Source organism: Acetobacterium malicum subsp. dehalogenans DSM 11527 (assembly GCF_000472665.1).
Taxonomy (GTDB): domain Bacteria; phylum Bacillota; class Clostridia; order Eubacteriales; family Eubacteriaceae; genus Acetobacterium; species Acetobacterium malicum.
On sequence record NZ_AXAC01000027.1, the window covers coordinates 1 to 17,833 of the forward strand.

General features: G+C 44.3%; 17 protein-coding genes. 13 read left to right on the forward strand and 4 right to left on the reverse strand.

Annotated elements, in window-relative coordinates; all coding sequences use genetic code 11:
• The 4 genes from A3KS_RS20975 to A3KS_RS0111255 form a co-directional block, all read right to left on the reverse strand.
• Window positions 1-486: formate--tetrahydrofolate ligase (locus A3KS_RS20975; RefSeq protein ID WP_026395888.1), on the reverse strand; the 486-nt coding region annotated here is incomplete at its 3' end.
• Between the two features lie 386 nt (window positions 487-872).
• Entirely contained in the window at window positions 873-1,601 is a 729-nt protein-coding gene (locus A3KS_RS20980) for an acyl-[acyl-carrier-protein] thioesterase (RefSeq protein WP_051355823.1), read from the reverse strand.
• A gap of 9 nt (window positions 1,602-1,610) precedes the next feature.
• Complete coding sequence (locus A3KS_RS0111250) at window positions 1,611-2,558, reverse strand: 3'-5' exoribonuclease YhaM family protein (RefSeq protein WP_026395005.1); 948 nt, start codon at window positions 2,556-2,558, stop codon at window positions 1,611-1,613.
• Between the two features lie 53 nt (window positions 2,559-2,611).
• Window positions 2,612-3,820, reverse strand: a complete 1,209-nt coding sequence (locus A3KS_RS0111255) for a pyridoxal phosphate-dependent aminotransferase (RefSeq protein WP_026395006.1) — start codon at window positions 3,818-3,820, stop codon at window positions 2,612-2,614.
• 152 nt (window positions 3,821-3,972) lie between these two features.
• Between A3KS_RS0111255 and A3KS_RS20985 the strand changes: the two genes are divergently transcribed.
• From A3KS_RS20985 to nifB, 13 genes are all read left to right on the forward strand, one after another.
• Window positions 3,973-4,623: a pentapeptide repeat-containing protein gene (locus A3KS_RS20985; protein ID WP_051355824.1), complete on the forward strand. Its 651-nt coding sequence runs from the start codon at window positions 3,973-3,975 to the stop codon at window positions 4,621-4,623.
• Window positions 4,624-4,728: 105 nt separating this feature from the next.
• Window positions 4,729-5,613, forward strand: coding sequence for an SPL family radical SAM protein (locus A3KS_RS0111265; protein ID WP_026395007.1), 885 nt, complete (start codon window positions 4,729-4,731; stop codon window positions 5,611-5,613).
• Window positions 5,614-5,782: 169 nt separating this feature from the next.
• Complete coding sequence (locus A3KS_RS0111270; RefSeq protein ID WP_026395008.1) at window positions 5,783-5,995, forward strand: helix-turn-helix transcriptional regulator; 213 nt, start codon at window positions 5,783-5,785, stop codon at window positions 5,993-5,995.
• Complete coding sequence (locus A3KS_RS0111275) at window positions 5,982-6,464, forward strand: DUF6773 family protein (RefSeq protein WP_026395009.1); 483 nt, start codon at window positions 5,982-5,984, stop codon at window positions 6,462-6,464. Before A3KS_RS0111270 ends, A3KS_RS0111275 begins: the two co-directional genes overlap by 14 nt.
• Before the next feature lie 255 nt (window positions 6,465-6,719).
• Entirely contained in the window at window positions 6,720-7,373 is a 654-nt protein-coding gene (locus tag A3KS_RS0111280) for a Fe-only nitrogenase accessory AnfO family protein (protein ID WP_026395010.1), read from the forward strand.
• A 12-nt stretch (window positions 7,374-7,385) separates the two neighbouring features.
• On the forward strand, window positions 7,386-8,336 hold the full coding sequence (locus A3KS_RS20990; RefSeq protein ID WP_051355825.1) for a toxin-antitoxin system YwqK family antitoxin: 951 nt from the start codon (window positions 7,386-7,388) through the stop codon (window positions 8,334-8,336).
• A gap of 571 nt (window positions 8,337-8,907) precedes the next feature.
• Window positions 8,908-9,729 carry a nitrogenase iron protein gene (nifH, locus tag A3KS_RS0111290; protein WP_026395011.1) on the forward strand — a complete coding sequence of 274 codons (822 nt, stop codon included), beginning with the start codon at window positions 8,908-8,910 and terminating at the stop codon, window positions 9,727-9,729.
• Window positions 9,730-9,778: 49 nt separating this feature from the next.
• The gene (locus A3KS_RS0111295; protein WP_026395012.1) at window positions 9,779-10,105 is read left to right on the forward strand and encodes a P-II family nitrogen regulator; all 327 of its coding nucleotides are present in this window, start codon (window positions 9,779-9,781) and stop codon (window positions 10,103-10,105) included.
• Between the two features lie 14 nt (window positions 10,106-10,119).
• Entirely contained in the window at window positions 10,120-10,503 is a 384-nt protein-coding gene (locus tag A3KS_RS0111300; protein ID WP_026395013.1) for a P-II family nitrogen regulator, read from the forward strand.
• A gap of 15 nt (window positions 10,504-10,518) precedes the next feature.
• Window positions 10,519-12,108 carry a nitrogenase molybdenum-iron protein alpha chain gene (nifD, locus tag A3KS_RS0111305; protein ID WP_026395014.1) on the forward strand — a complete coding sequence of 530 codons (1,590 nt, stop codon included), beginning with the start codon at window positions 10,519-10,521 and terminating at the stop codon, window positions 12,106-12,108.
• Entirely contained in the window at window positions 12,108-13,472 is a 1,365-nt protein-coding gene (locus tag A3KS_RS0111310; RefSeq protein WP_026395015.1) for a nitrogenase component 1, read from the forward strand. Before nifD ends, A3KS_RS0111310 begins: the two co-directional genes overlap by 1 nt.
• A 179-nt stretch (window positions 13,473-13,651) precedes the next feature.
• Window positions 13,652-15,013 (forward strand): nitrogenase iron-molybdenum cofactor biosynthesis protein NifE, encoded by a 1,362-nt coding sequence (gene nifE / locus A3KS_RS0111315; protein ID WP_026395016.1) that lies wholly within the window; start codon window positions 13,652-13,654, stop codon window positions 15,011-15,013.
• A complete protein-coding gene (nifB, locus tag A3KS_RS0111320) occupies window positions 15,006-17,720 on the forward strand; it encodes a nitrogenase cofactor biosynthesis protein NifB (RefSeq protein ID WP_207637754.1) in 2,715 nt (904 codons plus the stop codon). The genes nifE and nifB overlap by 8 nt, the downstream gene beginning before the upstream one ends.
• Window positions 17,721-17,833 lie beyond the last annotated feature (113 nt).

Sequence of the window (17,833 nt, forward strand, 5' to 3'; positions counted from 1 at the left end):
AATTTTCTTGGCGTCGATTTTCAGTTCGTTGCCTTGTTTAATATGATTGTCCAGCATTGCTGCCAGTAAATTGTTGGCTGCTCCGATGGCATGGAAATCGCCGGTAAAATGCAGGTTGATATCTTCCATTGGGACAACCTGAGCGTATCCGCCGCCGGCTGCTCCGCCTTTAACGCCGAATACTGGTCCTAAAGAAGGCTCTCTTAANGCTACCAGGGTATTTTTACCAATTCGTGATAAACCATCGGCAACCCCGATTGTGGTGGTGGTTTTTCCTTCACCGGCTGGTGTTGGATTGATGGCAGTGGTTAAGATTAACCGGGCTTTTTTGCCGGTTGATTTCTTTAACAGATTGTAATCAACCTTGGCTTTATACTTTCCGTATAAATCCAGATCATCCTCTGTTAACCCCAATTTCTTTGCTATCTCACGAATATCCTGTGGTGTAGCCTCTTGTGCAATCTCAATATCTGATTTAAATCCCATTTTTTTCCTCCAATACTTTGATAAATATTTAACAACTATTATAAGTTTAACCGATTCCATGCTAAAAATCAAACAATAGTTATGATAAAATTTTACTATTATTTGGAGCTGATTGCTAATTTCATTTGTTAGTTTTGTATCATTTTTTACTCTAGATGCTTTTCATTCATATTTTTCTCGTTTTTTGTATATTTCATTTCTATTATTTGATTTATTTTTCAATTTTATATCAATCTTTTTACAAATACCCCGTTTTATTTTCTTTGAAAGCGTTTTATAACATTCTTTGTAAATTTATATCTATTTACTATTTTTCTTCTGATGATTTTTCCGGCAACAGAAAAACCTCCGCCAATAACAAGGCGAAGGCGATTTTCTCAACCATTTCATTTCAGAATTAGTTCCAACTGACACATAACCAGGTCGTCCTGATTGACAATATCAACCCGATAGTGGTTTTCGGCCAGCTGTTCCCCTAATGCCCGAACCTGATCCCCGTAAAAGCACTGGGCCTTGTAAACAATCTTGGCTTCCGATAGCACCTTGGTTTTGACCACTTCCAGGGGTAGGACCTCGATGGCCCAGGCCAGATACTTAACATGATTGACATGCTTATTGAAATCAATATCGAGAAACCGGACCGAGAAGGATTTTTCCAGATCAATTTGATTGATCTTCGAAATTTTTTTAAAGATCGGTTCCCCTTTTTCAAAGCACTGATAAGCCGCCATCTCTGGATGTTCGTCGATGCGCTCCATCTTTTCGGTCTCCCGATTAATCAGCAGCCACTGGGTATCAGCAACTACTTTTTCGATTCCCGCCCCGTCTTCAATAGTAAAGCGTCGGGTGGCACAGAATTTCTCCATCCCGGTAGCCCGGGTGGTCACCGCAACCTCGTCCTGATAGTGGGGATAGTCGTTAAAGTGGATACAATATTTAACCAGAAACCAGGCCAAATTATTTTCTTTTAAATAGTCCCCACCCAGACCCAGCTGATTGCCCTGGTTGGTGGAGGCTTCCTGAAAATAATTCATGGCGGTGGTGGGCAGCATTTTTTCAGTGAAATCAGATTCGTAACAGGCGACCCGCTTCTTTTCCTGATAAACAAGACTCATCAGCAGCTCCTATTCAAAACTGCGGCGATACAGACTGATGCCGTCAAGACTCCAGTTGGGTTCGGTGAAACTGCCCGGTTCCACCCGGTTCAGGGCCTGTTCCATGGTGTACATCCGGGCATCGATCATGTCAATATGGTGGAGCAGCTCAGCTTCCGGGAACATCGGTCGTTTGGGACTGCCGAATTCCGGCTGGTAATGATGGGATAGAATCATATGTTTGAGCATCATCAACACCTCGGGGTCGGTACCCAGTGACTGACCCACCAGTTCCAGTTCGACAATTTCCTGGGTGATGTGGCCCAGCATTTTGCCCTCTGGGGTATAGTCAGAAACTGATCCGTTTTCGTCAGAGACCATTTCATTGATTTTGCCGATATCGTGCAAAATGATGCCGGCATAGAGCAGATCCTTATTAATGAAGGGGTAAATCCCCACCAGCCCTTTGCCGATTCTCAGCATCGAATAGGTATGGTAGAGCAGTCCGCCCTTGATGGCATGATGATGCTTTTTGGCCGCCGGAAAATAACTCAAGGTCGCGGTCTGGTCGCCAAATATTTTTTTAGTGATGGCAGCGATGTCAGCATTACTAAAATCGTCGATAGTATCATTGATGTAACCTAGCATCTCGTCGATATCTACTGGTACCGTTTCAATAAAATCATTAATGCTCACCTCATCGGTTTCATCGACCAGCCGCATTTTTTCGACAATCAGCTGCAGTCGGTTGTTGAATTCCTGGACCTTACCTTTAATTTTAACCAGTTTGCCATTGGTGAAGATTTCCTCATCTTCCGGTTTGACGTCCCATTTTTTGCCATCAATTTCGTCAAAATCGGCATCGTTCAACACCATGTTAAAATAACGGCTGCCATTGGTGGCTGTTTTGGTCATCTGCGACTTTATAAATAAAAAGCCAAGATAATCCTGACCTTTCTGTACTGACTTAATTTTCAATTTGTTCTCCTTGTTGTTTTCTTAATTTATCGCTTCGGGCTGCGGTTGGCAGCTTATTTACATTGCTCCGGAAAAGCCTGAGCGTAGGCAGTCAGGCCGTGTTTTAAAATCTCCATACTTTTTTTCATGTCCTCGCCGTTAAGCACATAGGCGATGCGCACCTCGTCGGCACCGTCCTGAGGGTTTAAATAAAAATCATTGGCCGGGGATAAGAGCACCGTTTCACCCTGATAATCAAACTCGTTGATCAGCCACTCGATAAAATGACAGGCCTCTTTGATCGGCAGCTTGGCCATAAAGTAAAAGGCCCCCCGGGGTTCTTTGCAGATGACACCGGGAATTTCCTTAAGGGCGGCGTAAACAATCTCCCGCCGGCAGGTATATTCCTTTAGAATCCCATCAAAAAAGTGACCATCCAGCTTCAGCAGTGAAACCGCCCCGATCTGATCTACCGTAGAAACCGACAGCCGCATCTGAACCAGCTTTTTGAGCTGATTCATCAGGGTTTTATTTTTGGACACAATAAAACCGATCCGGGCCCCACAGGCGCTGTAACGTTTGGAAATACTGTCGATCAGGATAAAATGCTGGGCCAGTTCCTGATATTGCGCCGGACTCAGATAGCCCTGACTGTCGTAGACAAACTCCCGGTAGACCTCATCCGAGATCAGATAAAGATTATGTTTGATGGCCAGTTTCACCATCACCTCAATTTCTTCCTTAGAAAAGACCTTGCCGGTGGGATTCCCGGGATTGGTCATTAACAGCGCTCGGGTTCGCGGGGTAATGGCGGCTTCAATCACCGCCGTATCCGGCAGAGCAAAGCCGTCTTCGGCATAGGTTTTAAAACCAACCAGGTTGACGTCAGTAGCGGCAGCCATTTCTTTATAAATACTGTAAAGCGGCTCAGCGGTGAGGATTTCATCCCCGGCATTACAGATCCCGATAAAGGTAAACAGAAGCGCTTCACTACCACCGTTGGTAACAAAAAGATCACTGATGTCGTAATCCAGACCCAGCCGCCGGTAATAATCACAGGCCGCTTCCCGGAGCTCGATGATCCCCTCCGGAGCCTGATAGGATAAGACTTCCTGGTCAATACCGTTGACACTGTCTAAAAATCCGACCGGGGTTTTGATATCCGGTTGGCCGATGTTTAAAAAATAAACCTTTTTCCCTTTTTTTTGAGCTTCACTCACCAAAGGATAGTATTTTAAAAGGGCGGGTTCCCCCATTTTTTGGATACGTTGAGATGTTTCCATTTTCACTCCTGTTTGTTCGTATTATCACAATGACTCTGGTGAAAATTATAAACTTTATCAATAAAAATTGCAAATATCTGAAGCCTATTTAATTGTACAGTTTTTAAACTCATGTTAAACTAATCATAAACCATCACCATAACGGAGGCTTTATGAAACGATCAAAACCAAACATTCTCCCTGACCTGGATTTCACTGAGGATTTGCCAGCGCTGATGGCCTGGGCCCGGGAAGAAGAAATAGATATCGAAAACAAGTACTTAAAAGACTTAACCCTGAACGAACTTGATTTTTCTCACCTGTCCTTCCGGGGATCTGTTTTTGAAAACTGTGAATTCACCGATTGCCGCTTTGAAAAAGCAGATTGCCGGGACCTCCGTTTTCAGTCCTGCAATCTATCCAATAGCGAATTTACCGACGGTTATTTTAATCGTTGCGAATTCATTTCCTGCAAAATGGTAGGAGTTGATTTTCACCAGGCTCAATTAGAGAACATTTGCTTTTCTGACAGCAATTTTCAGTATGCCAATTTCAGTAAAACCAAACTCAAGGCCCTGGAAATTTCTCAGTGCGATTTCAGTTATAGCACTGTTTCTGAGTGCAAGCTAGCACAGATCCAGCTTGATGACGTCAATTTTGAGGCCGCCAGTTTTTTCAAAACGCCGCTGAAAGGACTGGATTTTACCAGCAGCCAGATCGACGGCTTGATCGTCTCTATTGAAGCATTAAATGGCGCCATTGTCTCCACCTACCAGGCCGCCGCACTGGCCAAATTGCTCGGCCTGATTGTTAAAAACAGTTGAACTATTAGCAATTGTTAAATGGCGTTTGTTGAACAATAATTGCTTTTATGTCTTTTTCCGCAAACCGGCACCAAAGCTCACGGTACTACCGAAGAAAGGGTATTTATGGAAACCATCCCGGCTAAAAATATGCTGACCCGGACCAAAAATAATTTCTGGTTCGGCACCGACTATAATATGAATATCTATCGCGGCTGTTCCCATGGCTGCATCTATTGCGACAGCCGCAGTGACTGTTATGGGATTGAAGCCTTTGATCAGGTCCGGGCTAAAGAAAGCGCCCTAGCCATTCTGGAGGATAACCTGCGACGCAAGACTCTAAAAGGTGTTGTCGGTACTGGTGCCATGAGTGATCCCTATAATCCCCAGGAAAAACAGCATCAGCTGACCCGCCAAGCCTTGGAGCTGTTTAAAAATTATGGCTTCGGGGTGGCCATTGCCACTAAAAGTCCCCTAGTGACCCGGGATAGCGATCTGCTCGCCGCCATCCAACAACGGTCGCCGGTGATTGTCAAAATCACGATCACCTGTGCCGACGATCAGCTGGCCCAAATCATCGAACCCCGGGCCGCGCCCAGTTCAAACCGCTTTGCCGCCATCCAAGATCTGACCGACCGCGGTATCTTTGCCGGCGTTCTGCTGATGCCGATTCTCCCCTTTATTAACGATACCCCGGCAAATATCAGGAGTATTGTAACTGCGGCGGCCGAACATGGCGCCCGCTTTATTTACCCCGCCTTTGGGGTGACCCTCCGGGATTCCCAGCGGCTCTATTTTTACGACCAGCTGGACGCCCATTTCCCTGGCATCAAAAAAGAATATCTCCGCAGCTTCGGCAACGCCTACAGCTGCGCCAGCCCCCAGGCCAAAAGTCTCTGGAACGTCTTCACCCGGGAATGCCAGCGCCAGGGCCTGCTTTACAAAATGGAAGATATCGTCTCTCGGTACAAACTGGAACACGGCAGCCAACAATTGTCATTTTTATTTTAGCGCAATCGTACCGCTGATTAACGATTGGTCAGTGCCGTCAGCCGTCCCCCAAAAGCCCTTTCCCTAACCAGCAGATAATTGTATCTGCTTTTTATGTTTGACATTATGCAATATATACTTGACATTATATCCTCTATACTGTACTATATGTCATGTAAGGAGTGATCAGATGAAAAATTTAAAATTAAAGGTGGCCCGAGCTGAGAAAGATATCTCCCAGGAAGAGCTGGCCAAACAGGTCGGCGTCACCAGACAAACCATTGGAATGATTGAAACCGGTAAATTTAACCCATCTTTACAATTATGTATCGCCATCTGTAAAGCGCTAGGAAAAACGTTAAACGATTTATTTTGGGAGGAAAACGACAATGAAAAAATTTAAAAAAGTAGTAGATGAGCGCCAGGAACTGGAGTTATATAAAATAGAGCATGTCTGTTTTTGGATTGTTTTCTGGCTGCTGCTGGGCAGCATCATTGTTCAGTCAATGTTTCTCAATGCTCCTTTTAGCCAATGGGGTTTTGAATGGACCATCTTTATGATCAGCTGTGGCGGGGTTATGGTCGGCTGTTATAAAAAAGGTCAGTGGGATTTTTACAGTAAACCCACCACCAAAAACTACCTGATCTACAGCCTCATCGGCTCTGGGGCCTTTGCCGTCATTTATGCCCTTACAATGTACATGAATAACGCTTATTTACAAGACAATCTGCTGGCGCTCGGCACTCTGACGGCCTTTATCTTTGCACTACTGTTTGCCCTGATCTTTGTCGCCTTGTTTGTCACTGGCACCCTGGTGAAAAAACGACAGAAAAAACTGGAAGACCAGTTCAGCGATGATGATCAGCAATAATCCCTGCCCTTTCCGTAAGGTCATGCCCCCTGATTTTATCAGGGGGTTTTCGTTTTGATCCGCGCCATTTTGCCACTTTTCGTTCCAAATAACCGGTCATTATTCTTAAAACAGCAAATTTCTGCAATCGTTTTTTCACCGAATTAGAGTTAATTCAGTCGCACTTTTTTATTTCTGTGCTATACTACAACTAATTTTAAACAGTTCTGTTTTAAATCAATAATCCGTAATGATTCGATTCAATGAGGTGAACAAATGAAAAAAAATGTAAATGTAATGGCTGTTTTTTGTGATGATACCAATCGGATTGCCCGGTTTGATGAGATGACCAATTTTATCTTCTATACCAAATCCGACAACGGTTGGGGCAAATCCGATCCGATTCCCTTTAGCTGTGATCTGTCGGGCGGATTAGCTTCAATTCGGGAAAACATCAGTCAGATGTTGGGCGCCTTCAATGACTGCCGGATCATCATTGCCAAGTCCATCATCGGTATTCCTTATCAGGTTTTTGACCGTTCCGGCTTTATTATCTGCGAATCCGAAGACTTTGATCTGGAGTTACTGGATGCCATCCAGGCCGATCTGATCAGTCAGGACGAGGAAGCTAAAGAAGATGCCAGCCTGCTGGCCCGGACTCCGGAAGAAACCGATGTTCCTGGTTATTACCGCTTTGATTTAACCCAGGTGCAGAAAAAGCACCCGGAAATGAGTTCCAAAATGGCCCTGTTACCCTTTTTAAAAGAAACCCCCTTTTACGCCCTGGAAGTAGTCTGTGACCATATCCCGCCATGGTTTGACCACCAATTACCGGAAATGCAGCTTAACTATAGCATTGCCGAAAAATCCGAAGAAAATAAAAATGATTCCCCCCAACATGTGGTCATCACCCATGCTGGCTGTGAATAAAAGGAGCACGTCATGTCAACCTGCCAAACTGAAAAATATGGTCCCCTCACCGGGATCACCTTTTTAGAAACCTATACTGATGGTTCGCCCAAAGGCTGCGCCTTCGACGAACCCAATACCATCAATACCCCTGTGGGCATTCTGGTTCCCAACTATGGCCCCGCAAACCTGAGAAATCGCGAGGGGCTAGCCCTGGAATTTTTCAAAAGCGGCCAGATCAAAAGCATTGATCTGGAAAACGCTACCGAAGTGATCACCTCCCTGGGAACCCTATCCGCCGAGCGGATCAGTTTTTATGAAAACGGCCGAATCCACCGTTTGTTTCCCCTTAACGGTCGGATCAATGGCTACTGGACCGAGAACGACGAATACACGCTGGCCAAACCAATTGCCTTTGATCTGGCAGTGGGGGCCTTTTCCGCCAAGGTCGTGAGCCTCTGCTTTTATGAAAGCGGTGCCCTCAAGAGCCTGACCATGTGGCCCCAGGAAACCATCGAAATTAATAGTCCCGATGGGCTGGTGAAGGTACGCTACGGCTTCTCCTTATATGAAAATGGCGAATTGAAAAGTTTTGAGCCCGCTCTGCCGGAACCCATTGTGACCCCGATCGGGATTGTGATCGCCTATGACAGCAATGCCCATGGCATTAATTGCGACGAAAATTCAGTCAACTATTCCCCCACCGGTGTGATCAGATCCTTGATCACCGGCAATAACGGCCTGATGATCACCGCGCCGGAAGGGAAACAGTTCGTCCAGCCGCTGATGAAGCCAGGCACCCTGGATCCAGAAATACTGGTTCCTGAACCGATGACGATTGTTTTTAGCGATGACAAAATGGAAATCATTCAGGATGATATTGTAACGGTGGATTTAAAAACCGCCACCGTTCGGGCCATTCTGGTTCATGATCCGATGAAAAAGTCCTGCGGCGACTGTTCTTCCTGCTCTAGCTGCGGCTGATTTCCATCGCAAGCAGTCAAAAGCTTAAGAATTACTTAAGTTTTATCCGGGTAAGAAAAAGTTGTTTCGACTCAAAAACATTGTGAACCCGTGAAAATGATTTCAGCCCACCTATCACTTGAATAACACCTCAGCTAACTAAAGTACAATCCTGGTTTGGGCCCAAATAAAACCGTCGCACCGCCGGCCAATTCTTAAACCCATTTCACTTTGAAAAGGGTTTACAAGCGAAGCTGCTTGACTTATCCCTCAATTCCATGGATAATAAGCCCATAGAAAACAATGCAATACGGATTTGACGAAGACAATGTGGTCTCAGCTCCTTACAATTGGGTAAGCGCTGAGACCTTTTTTGTTCCCTCACATCCTACCCTATTTAGACAAAGAGGTCTTAATTTGCTGCTCAATCAAGGCGGCCGGTTAAGATCTTTTCGTTTATGCAAAACAAAATAAGTTTTTTAGACAAGGAAGTCTTACCTTTTACACTGTTGTGAAAGGCCAAGACTTCTTTACTTTTTGCCGAAAAACTTGCATTGGATCTTAAAATTTTTCACACTCAGGAGGAACGATTATGAGACAAATCGCTATTTATGGTAAAGGTGGTATTGGTAAATCTACCACAACTCAAAACCTCACCGCAGGACTTGGTTTAATGGACAAAAACATCATGGTAGTTGGATGTGATCCAAAAGCCGATTCAACACGGTTGTTGCTTGGTGGTCTAGCACAAAAAACCGTATTGGATACGCTTCGCGAAGAAGGTGAAGAAATTGAACTGGATGCAATCCTAAAACCAGGATTCCGCGGCATTCAATGTGTGGAATCAGGTGGTCCTGAACCAGGCGTTGGCTGTGCCGGCCGAGGAATTATTACTTCCATCGGGATGCTGGAACAATTAGGTGCCTATACCGAAGATCTGGATTATGTATTTTATGATGTACTGGGTGACGTTGTTTGCGGTGGTTTCGCAATGCCAATCCGTGAAGGAAAAGCTCAAGAAATCTATATCGTTGCATCAGGTGAGATGATGGCCTTATATGCTGCCAACAATATCGCCAAAGGGGTTCAGAAATACGCTTCAAGCGGTGGCGTTCGTTTAGGTGGAATCATCTGTAACAGCCGTAATGTTGATGGTGAAAGAGAATTAGTTGATGCCTTTGCTAAAGAACTGGGCAGCCAGATGATTTACTTTGTACCCCGTGACAACATGGTTCAGCGAGCTGAAATCAATAAGAAAACCGTTCTGGAATTTGACGATACCGCCGTTCAAGCTCAGGAATACCGTAATCTGGCGGCTGCTGTCGACAGTAACAAAATGTTTGTTGTTCCAACCCCAATGCATCAGGATCGACTGGAAGAGCTATTGATGGAACATGGCTTAATGGATATTTAATTATAGTAATTAATTTTTAGATTTGAATCGTGAAAGGTAGGTTTTACATATGTTAATGGTACGCGCAATTATCAGACCTGAAAAAACAGGAGTTGTTTTATCCGAAATGTTATCCGCTGGCTTCTCAGCCGTAACTAAACTGGATGTATATGGACGTGGGAAACAAAAGGGAATTAAAGTTGGAGACGTTTATTACGATGAAATCCCTAAAGTAATGCTGCTCTGCATTGTTAAAGACGAAGATAAAGATGATGTTTGTAAAATAATTATGAAAAATGCAAAAACCGGCAAGGATGGTACTTTTGGAGATGGTCGTATTTTCATTTCTCCAGTTGAGGAAGCCTATACAATCAGTACTGGAACAGCCGGCCTGTAAAAGGAGGAATTGATATGAAAGAAGTTATGGCGATTATTCGACAGAATAAAGTGAACCAGACCAAAGAAGCACTTGTCAACGAAGGCTTTCCTGCTTTTACTTGCTTAAAGGTGCTCGGTCGTGGCAAGAAAACCATTGATTTATCTATTATTCAGGATATTGTTGATGCCGGTGAAATGCCTGTTTCAACTATGGGTGAATCATTAACAGAATCATCCCGGTTAATTCCGAAACGGTTTTTCACCGTTATTTGTGACGATGCAGATGTCAGCAAGGTTGTTTCCATTCTCATCGACAACAATCAAACCGGAAATCCCGGCGATGGTAAAATTTTCGTCATCCCAATTATGGAGTCCATTCGTGTACGAAGTGGCGAAAAAAATGCGGATGCATTTTAGAAAGAGGTGATTTGAATGGATTCAAGAGATAAAGTACTCGATAAATATAGCTCTAAGATATATAAAAACAGAAAAGAACACGTCATTGAAATTGAAGCTGGCGAACCGCAAGTCATCGCCGCCGACACCCGGGCAATCCCAGGCATCATGACCAACCGAGGCTGTTGCTATGCCGGTTGTAAAGGGGTTGTTATTGGTCCCTTAAAAGATGTTGTCAACATCGTTCATGGTCCCATCGGCTGCGCTTACTACACCTGGGGAACCCGACGAAATAAAGCCAAAAGTGATGAAAGTACCAAAGACTTTACCCAATACAGTTTTTCAACTGATATGCAGGAAACAGACATCGTCTTTGGTGGTGAAAAGAAACTGCGACAAGCTATTAAAGAAGCGGTTGAAATCTTTAACCCGGAATGTATTATGATCAGCTCAACCTGCCCGGTTGGACTAATCGGTGATGACATCCATGCCGTTGCCGCTGAAGCTGAAAAAATGTATGGCATTAAAGTACTGGCATTCAGTTGTGAAGGTTATAAAGGCGTCAGCCAATCCGGTGGTCACCATATTGCCAACAACGGTCTAATGAAATACATCATCGGAACTGGTGATGCAGAACCTCAAAAATATTCCATTAACCTTTTGGGCGAATACAACATCGGTGGCGACGGCTGGGAAGTTGAACGTATATTAAAGCGAATCGGTTATAACGTTGTCTCAGTAATGACGGGTGATGGTAGCTATGCAGATCTTAAAAATGCTCATACCGCTGATTTAAACCTGGTTCAATGTCACCGTTCAATCAACTATATTGCTGAAATGATGAAAACAAAATATGGCATGGATTGGATCAAGGTCAATTTTATTGGTCTGGAAAGTATCAAAAGCTCCTTGATGGATATTGCCACTTACTTCGGAGACCCAGCCTTGTTGGCTCGAACAGAAGAAGTTATCGCTGAAGAACTGGACGAAATCGAAGAAGGCATGGCTTACTACAAGTCAAAACTGGATGGTAAGAAAGCGGCTGTTTATGTCGGCGGATCGCGTACCCATCATTATATCAACCTATTGAAATACTTAGGCGTCGATGTAATTCTGGCCGGCTATGAATTTGGACATCGTGATGATTATGAAGGCCGCGATGTTATTCCTTCTATTAAGATCGATGCGGATTCAAAAAATATTGAAAGTATTACTGTCACTAAAGACGAGGCAAACTACAAAACCTTCCATACCCCAGAAAAAATTGAAGAACTTAAAGCAGCTGGCGTTCCCATCGAAAAATACGATGGCTTATGGAATGATATTGCCGAAGGCGCCATCATCACTGATGACTTCAACCATTTCGAAACCGAAGAATTTTTAAAAGAGCTAAAACCTGATATTTTCTTCTCTGGTATTAAAGACAAATTTATTGTTCAAAAATCAGGTGTCCCATCACGACAATTACATTCCTATGATTACAGCGGTCCCTATGCTGGCTTCAGAGGAGCATTAAATTTCGCCAAAGACATTACAATGGCCACTTATACCCCAGTCTGGAACATGGTTCAGGCGCCCTGGAAAAGTGAGCCCACGTTAGTCGGCAGCTTAGGAGGTATGGAATAATGTTAGAATTAACCCCAAAAAAATTATCGGACCGATCCACCTTACGAATCAATCCGATAAAAACATGTCAACCAGTTGGTGCAATGTACGCCGCCCTGGGTGTTCACCAATGTATGCCACATAGCCATGGCTCACAGGGATGCTGTTCATTTCATCGTATGTTTTTAACCCGACATTTTAAAGATCCAGCTATTGCATCTTCCAGTTCATTTACCGAAGGCGCTTCCGTATTCGGCGGCGGCTCCAACTTGAAAACGGCGATTAAAAACATTTTTGATATTTACGACCCTGAAATCATTGCCGTTCACACCACCTGTTTAAGTGAAACTATCGGTGATGACCTTAACGGTTACATCCAGGATGCGAAAGTACCTGAAGGCAAATTGGTCGTTCACACCAATACGCCAAGTTATGTTGGTTCACATATTACTGGTTATTATAACATGATCGCCGGATTTATTAAATATCTATCTGAAGCAACTGGCGAAAAAAATGGTAAATTAGCCCTCTTCCCGGGATTTGTTAATCCTGGTGATATGCGGGAAATGAAACGACTGATGAAGCTGATGGGCACTGAGTTCATCATGCTTCCAGATACCAGCGGCGTTCTCGATGCTCCAATGACTGGCAACTACACCATGTATCCCAAAGGCGGAACCTCCATTCCGGATATTAGAGATCTTGGAAACTGTGAGCTGACCTTAGGATTAGGTGAATTAACATCTGAATTCCCAGCCGATTTCCTTGAAAAGAAATGTAAAGTTCCTTACAAAACGCTACCACTACCAATTGGTGTGGAAAATACCGATGCCTTTATTATGGCACTAAACCAGTTCTCTAAAAATGAAGTCCCTTATGAAATTGAAGAAGAACGGGGCCAGTTAATGGATATCCTGTTAGATTCACATCAATATACCAACAATAAAACGGTCGCTATCTTTGGAGATCCGGATACTGTTTTAGGCATGGCTCAAATCGCGCTGGAAATGGGAATGATTCCAAAATATATGGTAACTGGTACTCCTGGTGCTGCTTTTGAGAGAAAAGCCAATGCGTTACTGGAAAAATTCGGCGTCGAAGGCTGTACTGCTAAACAGTCTGGCGATTTATTTGAACTTCACCAATGGATTAAAAATGATCCAGTTGACTTGTTAATCGGCGGAACCCATGGCAAGCAAGTTGCCCGAGCTGAGGATATTCCTCTGGTTCGTGTTGGCTTCCCGGTCATTGATCGTTATGTCCATTCGTACATGCCGATCGTTGGTTACAAAGGTGCCATCCGTCTGGCTGAACTGATCCTTAACGCCCTCATGGACCGTCAGGACCGTGATTGTGAAGATGAAGATTTAGAAATGGTCATGTAGTTTAGGAACTTATTCTTCCAAAACGCCTTATCTTTATTGCTGTTATGTGGTCATGAAATAATAAACCTAAACACTTCATACGCAACTATTTCGTAATTGATACCAGCATGTACTACCATTATTATCAATACACACCAAGGGGAGGTTTTCCTCCCCTTTATTTGAAAGGAGGCTGTAAAATGAAAAATGACAATGCTATTTTACCAGAAAGAGCCAAGTCAATTCGTTTTTCGGAATGCAGCGGAGACGGCAGTGGAATCAAGTGTGAGTCAGAAAGTGTCTCAGGGGCAGTCAGTCAACGGGCTTGTGTTTACTGCGGTGCCCGGGTTGTTTTAAACCCCATCACCGATGCCTTCCATATTGTTCATGGCCCCATCGGATGTGCCAGCTATACCTGGGATATTCGCGGTAGTTTATCCAGCGGAGAAGAAGGCTATCGAAACTCTTACTCTACCGACCTCCGGGAAACCGATGTTATCTTCGGAGGCGAAAAAAAGCTGGTCGCTGCCATTGATGAAATTATGACCCTTCATGAACCAAAAGTTATTTTTATTTATGCCACTTGTATTGTCGGCGTAATCGGTGACGATATCGACGCAGTCTGTCGCAACGCCGAATCAAAATACGGTATCCGGGTCATCCCGGTTAAATCTCCAGGCTTCTCTGGAACCAAAAAAACTGGCTATAAAATGGCCTGTAATGCCATCATGAGTCTCGTGACTCCCGAATTTTTACCAGCAAAAACACTTGGTGTCAACATTCTCGGTGATTTTAATCTGGCCGGTGAAATGTGGATCATCAAAAATTATTTACGACAAATCGGCGTTGAAGTGGTTGCCAATATTACTGGCGATGCCCGGGTCGAAGATCTTAAAAAAGCTCCCAGTGCTCAATTGAATCTGGTCCAATGTGCAGGCTCGATGACTTATTTAGCTAAACAGATGGAAGAAACCTTTGATATCCCATTTATCAAAGTCAGCTTTTTCGGCGTCACCGACACCTCGGATTCACTGATGCGGATTGCCTATGCCGTCGGTGATAAAGAAGTTATAAAGCGCGCTAAAGCTTTTATTGAAGAAGAAAAAAATAGAGTCATCCCTCTTTTAAATAAATACAAAAAAAATCTTGAAGGAAAAAAAGCAGCCATCTATGTTGGTGGCGGTTTTAAAGCAATCTCCCTGATCAGACAGTTTAACGAATTCGGTATGAACACTGTAATGGTGGGTACCCAAACCGGCAGCAAGGATGATTATGAAGTCATTCAGCATCTGGTTGATGAGGATGCCGTCATACTGGACGATGCCAATCCCGCTGAACTGGAAGCCTTTATGAAGGAAATGGGAGCCGATATATTAGTGGGCGGCGTCAAAGAACGACCCTTGGCCTATAAACTTGGGGTAGCCTTCTGCGATCACAACCATGAACGCAAGCATCCCCTGGCCGGCTACGAAGGCACCCTGAACTTTGCCTCTGAAATCAATCTTTCCATGAATAGTCCTGTCTGGGAAACTATCGCCCAAGGAGGTAATAAAAATGTCTAAAAATTTAGTCAACTTAAATGTTAATCCCTGTAAAATGTGCATGCCAATGGGAACAGCCAATGCTTTCTATGGTATTCAGAAGTGTATGAACATCCTTCATGGTTCTCAGGGATGTAGCACTTATATCCGTCGCCATATGGCTACCCATTATAATGAACCAGTCGATATTGCCTCATCTTCTCTGACTGAAGAAGGAACCGTCTACGGCGGTGAGAAAAACCTGATCATTGGTCTGGAAAACCTGATCAAATTATATAAACCGGAGGTCATCGGCGTTTCAACCACTTGTCTGGCCGAAACCATTGGCGAAGATATTGAATTTATTATCAAGAACTTTTACGCTTCACATCCTGACACAACGGTAAAAATTATTCCCGTTAAATCAGCCGGCTATGGCGGCACGCAATTTGAAGGCTTTAACCGGGCTTTGAAAGCGATCGTCTCCCATGTGGATATGGACAGCACCAAACATGATAAGATCAATATCATCAGTAGCATGATTTCCCCAGCGGATACCCGTTACCTCAAAGATATCCTGGATCAGTTTGGACTGGAGTATATCCTATTACCGGATCTCTCGGAAAATCTGGACGGCGTTCACCAGAGCAGTTATTATCGACTGCCGATGCATGGCACCCCTATTTCTGAAATCCAGAAAATGGCCGGCGCCCGAGCTACCATTGAAATATCCGATACGATTAAACCTGACGAATCGCCCGGTGTCTATCTTTATGAAAACTACGGGGTTCCTTATAAACGGATCAACCTCCCGATGGGGCTACGGGATACAGATGCTTTAATCGATCTCTTATCCGAACTTTCAAAAAAAGCGATTCCAGAAAAAATCGCAAAAGAACGAGGACGTTATCTTGATGGCATGGTCGACTCTCATAAATACAATGCCCTTGGTCGCATCGCCATCTTCGGTGAACCGGATTTTGTCGTTTCCGCGGTGCGGCTCTGCTGTGAAAATGGTATTATGCCAGTGATTGCCGCTACAGGCTCTAATTGTCCTCAGCTCAAAGAAAAAATTGAAGCTGAACTTTCTAAGCTGGCCGATGTTCTTTTCGTTGACAACTATGTGATCTTAAATGATGTTGACTTTGAAACCATTGAAGAAGAGGCCCTGCGACTGGGCGCCAACCTGATGCTGGGAAATTCCGATGCCCGTCGAATCGAAGAAAAACACGGTATTCCCCTGATCCGTTGTGCCTTCCCCATCCATGACCGCATTGGCGGTCAACGAGTTAGAACGTTAGGCTACGAAGGTTCACAAATCCTACTGGATCAAATCACCAATACTCTACTTAAAGCAGTGGAAGGCGGGTTTCGGGAAACCTTGTACAACACCTATTATAATGAAGGGCCTAAATCCAAATACGGATTGGAGCCGGAAACGGAGGCAAAAATGAAAGTGCTGAAAAATAACAACACAAACAAAACAACGACCCCACAGAACCAGACAATTGAAGAAAAAACAGCCAACCATCCCTGCTATAGCTGCGGTGCCTCTCAGAAAAATGCCCGAATGCACCTCCCTATCGCCCCTAAATGCAATATTCAGTGTAATTATTGCGTTCGCAAATTTGATTGCCCTAATGAGAGCCGTCCTGGTGTAACCACCGAAATTCTTTCGCCGGAAGCCGCTTTTGAAAAGTATAAACTGGTTAAAGAAAAGGTCCCTAACCTGACGGTAGTAGGTATCGCCGGACCCGGGGATGCCCTGGCAAACTTTGAAGAAGCTAAAAAAGCCCTGACCTTAATTCAGGAATACGACCCCAATGTTACCTTCTGCGTTTCCACCAACGGCTTAATGCTTCCCTACCACGCCAAAGAGCTGGCAAAACTCGGCGTTTCCCATGTCACTGTTACGGTCAATGCGGTTGATCCGGCCATCGGTGCCAAAATCTATAAACATGTCGATTTTATGGGGAATCGCTACCACGGCGAAGTCGGTGCCTCGATTCTTCTGGCTAATCAGTTATCTGGGATTAAACTGCTCATCGATGAAGGGGTAATCGTCAAAATCAATACCGTAACCCTGATGGGGATCAATAATACACACATTGAAGAAGTGGTCAAAACAGTAAAAGATATGGGCTGCTTTATTTCCAACGTGATGCCTCTGATTCCGGTTAAAGGTTCAGCCTTTGAAGGCCTGCAAATCGCCACCAATCACGAGATCAATGCAATCCGCGATAAATGCGGCTTACACCTGAAACAGATGTATCATTGTAAGCAATGCCGAGCCGATGCCATTGGCAAGCTTGACAGCGACATCTCGCTGGATTTCCGGGAAAATAAAACTAAAACTGAAGAAATCGTCATCTCCGCCCCTAAAGGATTACGCTTTGCCATCACCTCCAAAGGCGGAATGCTGGTCGATCAGCATTTCGGCCAGGCGTCCGAACTTTACATCTATGACTACCTCGACGACGAAGTACAGTTTAAAGAAAAACGGGTGATCAGCAAATATTGCACCGGTGAAGAAGAATGTGACGAAAAAGAAGATAAAATCGGGACCATTCTGAAAGCCTTGAATGACTGCGACGGCGCCATCACCATGCGCATCGGTGATCTACCTACTAAACGTCTGGAAAGCAAAGGAATCAAAGTCTTTTCCACGTATGACCGAATTGAAGATGCCGTTAAAACAGCTGCCCAGGAAATGCTAAAAGCCGAGCTGCAAACTGCCGGTAATTTCTAAATTCATTGAATAACCGTCAATTGCTCCACAGTCCATTTATGAATAATTGCTTATTCGGGTAATCAGACTGCGGAGTAGACGGCCATATCATAATTATCCAAACTCTATTATTG